Here is a 9,397-nt window from a genome sequence, read left to right as displayed (position 1 = left end):
AAGCCGTCCGCTGCCTGCCCCTACCCCGTCGCGATCATGCCCCACACACAAAGAAGCCCCTGCTCATCGAACAGGGACTCCCTTTGCCACAACGCACTGACAGCGGCCAGTTCAGCAGCTTCCCCACTGGCGGCCGGTTAGGGGGGGAGTCAACTGGCCGCCAATGGATACTTTGTGTCACGGCCTTAGGCGCGGCAGCTGTGGGTCCTGATCATGCGGTGTCGAGTTGCCGGTGACGGCGCGACGTCGCGCATGACGGTGGCGAGGGCGCCGGGGGTGGAGCGGTCCGGTGCCCGGGCCGCTCGAAGGCGGTGCGCGACGCGCCGTCCTCGAACCTCGCCGCGGCCGAGCCCCGCATACAGCCGAACGGCTACTGCGGCTGTGTCGCGATCTGGATCAGGTTGCCGCAGGTGTCGTCGAAGACGGCGGTGGTGACGGGGCCCATCTCCAGGGGCTCCTGGGTGAAGCGGACGCCGAGGCCGCGCAGGCGCTCGTACTCCGCCTTCACGTCATCGACGGCGAACTGGGCGAGCGGGATGCCGTCGTTGACGAGCGTGTCGCGGTAGGGCCTGACGGCCGGGTGGCCGGCGGGCTCCAGGAGGAGTTCGGTGCCGCCGGGCTCGTCGGGCGAGACGACGGTCAGCCATCGGTCCTTCTCGCCGATCGGGACGTCGTGCTTCTTCACGAAGCCGAGGATCTCGGTGTAGAAGTGCTCGGCCTTGGCCTGGTCGTCGACGAAGATGCTGGTCAGGTGGATCTTCATGGAGTGCTCTCCTGCGGTCTGGATGTGTCGGGCACGGGCCATCGCTCGGCGATCTGCCGCAGCGGGGCCGTATTCAGGTCGTGGAACTTGTAGCGGCCCTCCCGTCTGGTCTCGACGAGCCCGGCGGCCTCCAGCACGGCAAGGTGCTGGGAGACTCCCTGGCGCGAGATGCCGAGCTGATGCTTCATGCTCAGTCGCGAGCAGATCTCGAACAGTGTCTGTCCGGACTTCTCCGTGAGCTCATCGAGGATGATGCGGCGGGTGGGGTCGGCCAAGGCTTTGAAAAGGTCGTCGGCCACAACCACAGTATAGGCAACTGCTCACTTGCCTATCAAGCGAGGTGCGCTGCGCCCCGAGTCGACCCGCCGTCGGCGGTCAGTGGCCGCCGACAAATCACTCCGTCGTCCAGCAGGGTTGGGCTGGATCGATCTTGAGTAGTTCGAGTAGGCGGGTCTGGATCTGTTCGGGGATGAGGATCCGGGGTGGTGAGCCGTTGTGGGCGGGGAGGTAGCGGATGCGGCTGAGTGCGAAGAGGATCAGGCGTCCGGTGGGCTTCACAGTGCGGTTGTCGAAGGCGTAGAAGCCGATGAGGCCGGTGGCCGGGAGGAGGGTCCGGCGTACTTCCCGTTCGATCAGGCAGAAGATCAGCAGGGCCAGGCAGATCACGGTGATCAGTGCGGCGATGCGCCGGTTGTGGTGCAGGAACATCGGGGTCACTGCGAGGGGGCCTTTGAACTCGCCGTAGCGGCGCTCGACGGTGGGCTGGCCCTTGTAGCGGATGAGGATCCCGGCCGCGTCGGCCTCGTTGGGGTCGAGGTTGCTCAGCAGCGCGTACCAGCCGTCGGTGGCCGCTTCCGCGTCGATGGCCTGCTGGTCGAAGTGCCAGGCCAGGGCGGGTTTTGTGCTGTCGGGGTCGGTCGTGGGCATCTGCGATCATCAGCAGCGTGACCGATGACGAGGTGCTGGAGGCAGTCAAGGCCCGCGTTCAGGCGGGGCGTCCAACGGACATGGGCAGCCGTCTGCTTACCCACGGTTTCGTGCACCCAACCTGTCAGCATACGAACCCTCAACCTGTGATCGAGGGCCCGGAACTTGCGGTTTCTCGGCTGCATGCGAAGGTGCGACGCGACGGCTATTACGGCTCCCAGCGACGCTGACCCTCAGCGAAACTCCAGCCGACGTCGTTGCAGGTCGGCGAGGGTTGACAATCGGGACGTTGGTGCTTGCAGAGCGGGCGGTCGCCTGCGGCACAGCGTCGAGGAGATCGCCCGGTTCCTGGCAACCGGCTGAACGCTGGACCGCAGGCACGCGCGGAAACTACTTCGCCACGATGGCCACCTCGGGGTAGCAGGATGACGCGGAGTCCAGCAGTGGCTGCGGGATGTGTCGAAGGTGCCGGTCGAACATGGCCCGGGTGTACCGGCGGGTGATCTCGATGGAGCGCAGGCCCGTGATGGTGGCCCCCAGATCCAGGCCGATCTCATCGGCGAACGCCCCGTAGTCGGCGAACGAATTGTGTGCGGCACCGGTCACCGTGAGCCAGCGTCGCCAACCGGTCAGCCGGGTGAAGTCGTGGTCCCACGTGGAGTCCTGGCCCGGCGAGTGCTCGGCCTGCGTGCCGAGGAACATGAACGGCCGGGACAGCCCGCTGTCGGGAAGCTGGTCATAGGTCGTCCCATCCATGTCGATGCCCGCGTCGATGCGCGGGTCGGCGAGCATGGTCGAGAGCGCGGCCGCGCCGCCGGCCGAGTGCCCGGCCATGCCGATCCGGGTCGCGTCAATCAGGCGGCTGCCCGACCAGGCCGGGTGCGCGCCGGTCAACTCGTTCAGCACGAATGAGACGTCGGCCGCGTGCACCTGGAAGAGTTTCGGGAAGAAGGTGTCCTCGTCGTCGATCGCGCAGGTGGCGCAGGTGGCGATCCGGCCGTCGGAGAACTGGATCGCGTACGTCTCGTAGGTGTGGTCGATCGCCGCCACGACGTATCCGTGGCTGGCCAGGTCTTCGGCCAGGCTGGTCAGGGAACTGCGCTGTGCGGTGTAGCCGGGTGAGAGCACGATGAGCGGAAGGCTGTGCGGCTGCCCGGCCGGTGGCGCGTTCAGGTACGCGTGGGTGGATACCTCGCTGAGGCTGTCGGGTGAGGTGTAGTCCTCCAGGTGCTTGCCCGTGACGTACCCTTCCGACTCCGCCGGCGTCTCGTACTGGATCGCGGTGCCGTGGTTCACGTCGGTCGGGTACCACATGGTGACCATGAGTTCCCGGGTCGGGTCGGTCGGTACCCACGGGTCGGCGCGGGAGGTGTCTTTCAGGTCGAGCACGGTCGCACCCACATGGTGCGGACCGGTCGGCGCTGGCAGTGACAGGACGACGGTGGTTGCCGCGCTTGCTGGCTGCGGCAGCAACGTCAGCCCGGTGGCGATGGCGAGCGCGGCGCCGAGAACGCGCCTTCGAGGGACGAGATGCATGGATACCCTTTCCTCTAGTTGGATTGAATCGATGCCAGGAACGACTTCCGTCAGGTCGCCGCCAAGGCTTCTGTGGGTGCGAGGCGGGCCGCGCGGATCGCCGGGTACAGTCCCGCGATCGCGCCGATGAGCACTGTCGCGCCGACGCCGCCTGCGAGGACCCACAGCGGAACGACCGTGGGCCAGGTCTGCGTCGTGGCGTACGTTCCGGTCACCAGGTAGCCGAGTAGCGCGCCGAGCGCGCCACCGATCAGCGACAGGAGCAGCGACTCCGCGACGAACTGGGTACGGATCTGGCCCTTGGTGGCGCCCAGCGACCTGCGCAGGCCGATTTCTGAGCGCCGTTCCAGGACCGAGATCACCATCGTGTTGGCGACGCCGATCCCGCCCACGAGCAGCGCGACGGCGCCCAACCCGAGCAGCAGTGCGGTGAATGTGGCGTTCGTGGCGCGGCGGGCGGCCAGCCCGTCGGATGGCTTCGACACCTGCACATCGCCCGGCGCCTCCGGGTTGGCCGTGGGCGCGAGCACCGCACGCACCGCCTCCACCTGCACCTCCACCGACCGCGTGTAGACCGTCGTCGGATGCCCGTCGAAGCCCAGGTACGTCGTGGCTGCCGGCCACCCCATGAGCACCGCCGAGTCGAGCTCCGGTGCGAGCGGTACCTTCTGCAGCACCCCGACCACGACCCACCACCGGCCGCCGATGTAGACGGCGGGCACGTTGCCGAGCTGCTCGGCCGCCGTCGCGCCGAGCACCACCGTGGGATACCGGTCGGTCGCCGCGTTGAGCCAGGCGCCGTGGTCGAGCATGGCGCCGACCGTCTTGAGGAGGTCGAGCTTGGCCGCGAGCACGGACAGGCCGCCGGACTGCGTCGCCGGGATCCGGTCGGTGCGATAGACGTGGCTTTCACTGAGCACGCCGGTCGCGGTGGCCGACAGTATCGGGCCGATCCGCTTGATCATCGCGACCGACTCGTCGGGCAGCGTGGCCCGTTTGCCGAACATCGTGTTGCCGGGCGACACGGTCAGCATGTTGGTGCCGAGCTTCGCAAGCTCCTGGTCGAGGTCGGCGCGGCTGGAGGCGGAGATGCCGACCACCGCGGTCATCGCGGCGATGCCGATCGCGATGCCCAGCGCCGACAGCACGGCGCGCAGCGGGCGCGAGCGCAGGCCGTAGCCGCCGAGTCGGGCCAGGTCCGACTGGCGCAGCCGGGCAGGCCGCAGGGACATCTCAGATCACCTGCCCGTCGCGCATCGGCACCTGCCGCGGCAGGCTGTTCGCGATCTCTCGGTCGTGGGTGATGACCAGGATCGTCGTGCCCGCCTCGTTCAGCTCGCGCAGCAGTTCCATCACCCCGGCGCCAGAGACCGAGTCGAGGTTTCCGGTCGGCTCGTCCGCGAGCAGCAGCGCCGGGTCGCCCGCGACCGCTCGCGCGATGGCCACCCGCTGGCGCTCGCCGCCGGAGAGCTGGTGCGGACGGTGGGTGAGCCGGTTGCCCAGACCGACGCGGACCAGCGCGGCCTCCGCGCGTCGCTCACGCTCCTTTTTCGGTACGCCGTAATAGAGCAGTCCGTCGGCGACGTTGCCCAGCGCGTCCCGCCCCGGTGCGAGGTGGAACTGCTGGAAGACGAAGCCGATGCGCCGGGCCCGCAGCGCGGAGAGCTGCCGGTCGGACAGCGACGCCACGTCGTGCCCGTCGATTCGCACGGTTCCCTGCGACGGCCGGTCCAGCGTGCCGATCAGGTTCAGCATCGTGGACTTGCCCGAGCCCGACGGCCCGACGATCGCCAGCAGCTCGCCGTCGTCGACGACCAGGTCGACCGAGCGCAGCGCGGTGACCCCACCAGGGTAGGTCCTGGTGACGCCGGCCAGTTCGATCACCGGCTGGCCGGCGACGGTGTCCGGAGCGGTCACGATGGTTTCGAGGGGAATCATGATGGCACCGCCACCTTCATGCCGGCCTCCAGCCCGTTCCCGGTAATCTCCACCTTGCCGTCGGCGAACAGCCCGGTCTGCACCGCCACGATCCGCGTGGTGGTGCCGTCGACGACCTGCACGCCGTACCCGCCCTCGGCGAGCGCGAGCAGCGCGGTCACCGGAATGGCCAGCACGTTCGGCCGCTGGCCGGCGGTGAACGCGACGGTGACGGCAGCCGTGCCCATGCTCTCGACCGCCGAGTCGAATTGGATCGTCACGTGGATCCTGGTGGTGGCCGCTTCGCCGTTCTCGCCCGGGCTCACGACCATGGTGACCTTGATGATCTCGCCTGGAACGACCTTCCCGTCAGGCAGGGTGACCTGCACCGTGGCGCCCACCTTCGCGAGCCGTGCCGAGCTCATGTCCAGCGCTACCGTGGCCAGCGGCGAGGTGCCGGTGACCTTCTCCACCGCGGCGCCGGGCCCGATCACCGTCCCCACCTGTGTGCTGAGTGAGTCCACGCGGACCTCGCCGACGGCGTACACAATCTGGCTGGGATCGACCGTGCCGGACACGATGAGGCCGAGCTTCCTCTGCCAGGTTTTGACCGCGGAAGCGGTCGCGGTGTTGTAGGTCTCGTCAACCGTGAATCCCCGGTAGCCGAGCGCCCAGAGATTCTGCTCGAATTGCTTGACGTCGGTGCCCTTCACGCCCGCCAAGAGCGGGCGATAGGCCGGCAGCGAACCGTAGAGCAGGGTGACAGGCTTGTTGTCTAGGTGGAAGAGCGCCTTGCCGCGGCTGACCGTCGCGCCCTCCACCGGCAGCCCCGTTACGGTGCCGTTGCCGCGCGATGAGATCGTCGTGGTGTCGCCGTGGGCGAGCGTGCCGTCGTGGTTCTCCCGGTCGATCAGCGTCTGCTTGGTGATTTCGGCGGTGGACGCGGGCAGGTTGTCGGCTGAGTTGGGGCTGCTCTGCGCCTTCGGCAGGTTGAAGACCGCGATCGCAGCGGTCACAGCACCGACCGTGAGCACGCCGGCGACCACCCCCGCGGTGCGTCGCGCACCCATCAAGAGTTTCCCTTGCTGCTCTTCGGAGCCGGCATGTACTTGCTGCACTCCTGTATCGCCTTCTGGAAGGCCGGGTCGGTGGGCTCAACTCCGAGAACCTTGGAGTCGACCGTGATGGAGCCGTTCGCATCGGGGTCGGGATATTTCGCGAATCCGTGGTCCCGCACGCACTGCGACACCTGCCGTATCTTGGCCAGATCCTCAGCGGGGATCGGGCCGGCCCCGCTCCCTGCGGGGTAGTACTTCTTGCACGCCTGCTCCGCCTTATCGAACTTGCTCTGGTCGACGCCGTCGGGGTTGTGCACCACCAACCCGCCGTCGGGCTGCGGGTCGGGGAACCACGTGAGGCCCTGATCGCGCATACACTGCGAAAACTTCAAAAGCGACTTCTCGCCGTTGGCCGCCGCGCCGGCGCTGGCCTTCGGCGCGCCGGAGTTGGCGGTCGCCACCGCCGGGTCATCATGACGGCCGCAACCCGCCGCTCCCACCGCAAGCAGCAGGACGAACGCGGACACGATCCACAGTGGACGCTGATTCTTCGACATGCGTACCGTTCTACGCTTCGACCGGTCACACCACGGGAACAAACAACGCTGAACCGCTCTTACTCGGCGGTCTTCAGCCGTTTTCTTCGGCCGGAAACAACACCCTGATCGCGAGGCCGCCGCCCGGTAGGGCCCGCACGGTCAGGTCCGCCGAGTGGGCAGCCGCGATCGACTGGACGATGGACAGCCCGAGGCCGTGATGACCGTCGTCGGCCGTCCGGTCGAGCCGCTGGAATGGGTTGAGCAGCAGATCCACCGTCTCCGGTGGGACGGGCGGCCCGGTGTTGGTCACCGACAGGAACGAGCGCGCGCCCTCCGTGCCCGTCGCCACCTCTACCCGCCCGTCCGGGACGTTGTAACTCATCGCGTTGTCGACCAGGTTGGCCACCAGACGCTCGACGAGGGCGGGGTCGCCGGTGACCGTCGCGGGCCGGACCTCCGCCACGACGGCCAGGTCTTGCTGTCGCGCCCTCGGCTCGGCGGCCCGCAGTACGTCGCCGGCCAGCCCGGACAGGTCGACGCTCTCCCGGCGGTCCAGGCCGCGCTCGCTGGTCGCCAGGACGAGCAGCGACTCGAGGAGCCGGGCCTGCTGTTCACTGACGAGCATCAGTTCCTCGAACTGGGCCCGGAACTCCTCCGCCGTCGCGGCCGGATCGAGGACGGCCTCCTCCAGCAGGGCATGCTCCAGCGTCAGCGGCGTACGCAACTCGTGCGCGGCGTTGGCGACGAACCGCTTGTGCGAGTCCAGCGCCGCCTCCAACCGGCCGAGCAGCCCGTCGACGGTGTCCGCGAGATTCTTGAGCTCATCGCGCGGCCCGGTGACGGCCAGCCGCTTGTGCACATTCCGCGCCGAGATGAGCTGAATGGTGTTGGTCATGGCGCGCAGCGGCCGCAGCACCCGCCCGGCCACCAACCAGCCGAGCACGGTCGAGATGACCGACATGATGGCCAGCGCTACGCCCGACTTCACGAGCAGCTGATTCATAATCTCCGCCTGCTGCTGGCGGGCCTGCTCCTGGAACGCCTCGGCGATGCGCCGATCCGCCTCGGACAGCTGGGCGTCCGCCGGCAAGGTCCCCCCCAGGAAGATGCTGGTGCTCTGCCCGCCGGACGGCGTCGTGCTGTGCGTGGACATCGCGACGTTCGGCGTGCTGTGTGCGACCAGCAGGTAGGTGATGGTCAGCAGCACGACGCCGGAGAGTAGGAAGAGCCCGCCGTACAGGAGGGTGAGCCGCAGCCGGACCCGCATGCCGGAGAGCTTTGACGTCAGGCCCACGAGGATTCCCATCCCGTTCAGATTCGATAGCCAGCCCGGGGAACGGTCTCGATGACGGGCGGCTCGCCGAGTTTCGACCGGAGGCGGTTCATGGTGGCCTTCACCGTCGTCGTGAACGGATCGGCGGCCTCGTCCCACACCCGTTCCAGGAGCTCCTCGGCGGAGACCACCCGGCCCTGCGCGGCGAGCAGGTATTCCAGGACCGCCAGCTCCTTGGGGTTGAGCGCCAGCCGCGTCCCAGCACGGGTGGCGACCCGCCGGGCCGGATCCAGCACCAGGTCACCATGCACCAACACGGGCGGCACGGCGGGCTGGGAACGCCGGCCGAGCGCCCGAATGCGCGCCACCAACTCCGGATAGGCGAACGGCTTCGGCAGGTAGTCGTCCGCGCCGATGGTGAGGCCCTGCACCCGCTCGGCGATGGTGCCGGCCGCGGTCAGCATGAGCACCCGGGTGCGCCGCGGCTCCCGCATCAGCCGGCGGCACACCTCGTCGCCGGGCACCCCCGGCAAATCCCGGTCGAGGACCACCACGTCATAGTCCACCCCGACGGCACGGTCAAGCGCCCCCGTCCCGTCATACGCCACGTCGACCGCCATGCCCTCGCGCCGCAGAACCCGCGCCACCGAATTGGCGAGCCGCACGTGATCCTCAACTACCAGGACCCTCATCCGTCTCCCCGTCCCCCTGCAGATCCGGACCGCTAGCGTACGGGTGAGCCGGTCACACAGTTGTCACAACGGCCCGACTCGGAGCGCGTCCTGAGCGATAGGGGAGATTCGCGGCGAAGTTACGCCGACGCCCGCATCGGCGGAGGCGCTGGCGGAGGCTGAGCGCATCATCGGCTACCCACTCCCGCCTCTCCTCCGCCGCCTTTATACGGAGGTGGCCAACGGTGGCTTCGGTCCCTTCGGCGGCATCGAAGGCCTTCGCGACGGATATACGAGCGACGGGCCAAGCATGCTGGAGATGTATCTCCAGTACGACGAGCCCGGTCCGGATCCAGAAGAGCAAGCGCCACCTTCTCCGCCTCACGGGGTGCTGTTGGTCTGCAACCACGGCTGTGCCATGTGGTCCATGCTCGACTGCCGTCACCCGGAGGGGCAGATGTGGTGGTGGGACCAGGGAGACCGGCACAAGTGCGATCTGACCCTGCGTGACAGGATGAGCATGTGGCTCGACGGGAAGCTTGAGCACGGCATCCCGGGCCATCTCGCGGTAGAGGACGAGGAGCCCTGGTGCTGGCCCGAGACCGACGGGCTCTGAGTGCGTTGTGGCAAAGGGAGTCCCTGTTCGATGAGCAGGGGCTTCTTTGTGTGTGGGGCATGATCGCGACGGGGTAGGGGCAGGCAGCGGACGGCTT

12 protein-coding genes are annotated in these 9,397 nt (G+C 68.3%); 2 read left to right on the top strand and 10 right to left on the bottom strand.

Features of this window, described 5'->3' with window-relative positions:
• Nucleotides 1–370: 370 nt before the first annotated feature.
• The 3 genes from EFK10_RS01400 to EFK10_RS01390 form a co-directional block, all read right to left on the bottom strand.
• A complete protein-coding gene (locus EFK10_RS01400) occupies nt 371–763 on the bottom strand; it encodes a VOC family protein (protein ID WP_127353961.1) in 393 nt (130 codons plus the stop codon).
• Complete coding sequence (locus tag EFK10_RS01395) at nt 760–1,062, bottom strand: ArsR/SmtB family transcription factor (protein WP_127353960.1); 303 nt, start codon at nt 1,060–1,062, stop codon at nt 760–762. Before EFK10_RS01395 ends, EFK10_RS01400 begins: the two co-directional genes overlap by 4 nt.
• 94 nt (nt 1,063–1,156) lie before the next feature.
• On the bottom strand, nt 1,157–1,690 hold the full coding sequence (locus EFK10_RS01390) for a hypothetical protein (protein WP_127353959.1): 534 nt from the start codon (nt 1,688–1,690) through the stop codon (nt 1,157–1,159).
• 17 nt (nt 1,691–1,707) lie between these two features.
• Here EFK10_RS01390 and EFK10_RS01385 point away from each other — a divergent pair, with 17 nt between their 5' ends.
• Nucleotides 1,708–1,920: a hypothetical protein gene (locus tag EFK10_RS01385; RefSeq protein ID WP_127353958.1), complete on the top strand. Its 213-nt coding sequence runs from the start codon at nt 1,708–1,710 to the stop codon at nt 1,918–1,920.
• A gap of 160 nt (nt 1,921–2,080) precedes the next feature.
• Here EFK10_RS01385 and EFK10_RS01380 read toward each other — a convergent pair whose 3' ends face one another.
• The 7 genes from EFK10_RS01380 to EFK10_RS01350 all read right to left on the bottom strand — a co-directional run bounded on the left by EFK10_RS01380 (nt 2,081) and on the right by EFK10_RS01350 (nt 8,705).
• Nucleotides 2,081–3,226, bottom strand: a complete 1,146-nt coding sequence (locus EFK10_RS01380; RefSeq protein WP_206305261.1) for an alpha/beta hydrolase family protein — start codon at nt 3,224–3,226, stop codon at nt 2,081–2,083.
• 50 nt (nt 3,227–3,276) lie between these two features.
• Nucleotides 3,277–4,458, bottom strand: a complete 1,182-nt coding sequence (locus EFK10_RS01375; RefSeq protein WP_127353957.1) for an ABC transporter permease — start codon at nt 4,456–4,458, stop codon at nt 3,277–3,279.
• Between the two features lies 1 nt (nt 4,459).
• Complete coding sequence (locus tag EFK10_RS01370) at nt 4,460–5,164, bottom strand: ABC transporter ATP-binding protein (protein WP_127353956.1); 705 nt, start codon at nt 5,162–5,164, stop codon at nt 4,460–4,462.
• On the bottom strand, nt 5,161–6,189 hold the full coding sequence (locus EFK10_RS01365) for a peptidoglycan-binding protein (protein ID WP_206305260.1): 1,029 nt from the start codon (nt 6,187–6,189) through the stop codon (nt 5,161–5,163). The genes EFK10_RS01370 and EFK10_RS01365 overlap by 4 nt, the downstream gene beginning before the upstream one ends.
• 23 nt (nt 6,190–6,212) lie before the next feature.
• Nucleotides 6,213–6,758 (bottom strand): hypothetical protein, encoded by a 546-nt coding sequence (locus tag EFK10_RS01360; RefSeq protein WP_127353954.1) that lies wholly within the window; start codon nt 6,756–6,758, stop codon nt 6,213–6,215.
• A 73-nt stretch (nt 6,759–6,831) separates the two neighbouring features.
• A complete protein-coding gene (locus tag EFK10_RS01355; protein ID WP_240676909.1) occupies nt 6,832–8,046 on the bottom strand; it encodes a sensor histidine kinase in 1,215 nt (404 codons plus the stop codon).
• A gap of 5 nt (nt 8,047–8,051) precedes the next feature.
• Nucleotides 8,052–8,705: a response regulator transcription factor gene (locus tag EFK10_RS01350; RefSeq protein ID WP_127353953.1), complete on the bottom strand. Its 654-nt coding sequence runs from the start codon at nt 8,703–8,705 to the stop codon at nt 8,052–8,054.
• 97 nt (nt 8,706–8,802) lie between these two features.
• Here EFK10_RS01350 and EFK10_RS51815 point away from each other — a divergent pair, with 97 nt between their 5' ends.
• Complete coding sequence (locus EFK10_RS51815) at nt 8,803–9,300, top strand: SMI1/KNR4 family protein (RefSeq protein ID WP_127353952.1); 498 nt, start codon at nt 8,803–8,805, stop codon at nt 9,298–9,300.
• Nucleotides 9,301–9,397 lie beyond the last annotated feature (97 nt).

The sequence above is a fragment of the Streptomyces soli genome, assembly GCF_003999195.1.
Classification (GTDB): domain Bacteria; phylum Actinomycetota; class Actinomycetes; order Streptomycetales; family Streptomycetaceae; genus Actinacidiphila; species Actinacidiphila soli.
This window is presented reverse-complemented; position numbering and strand designations above follow the sequence as displayed.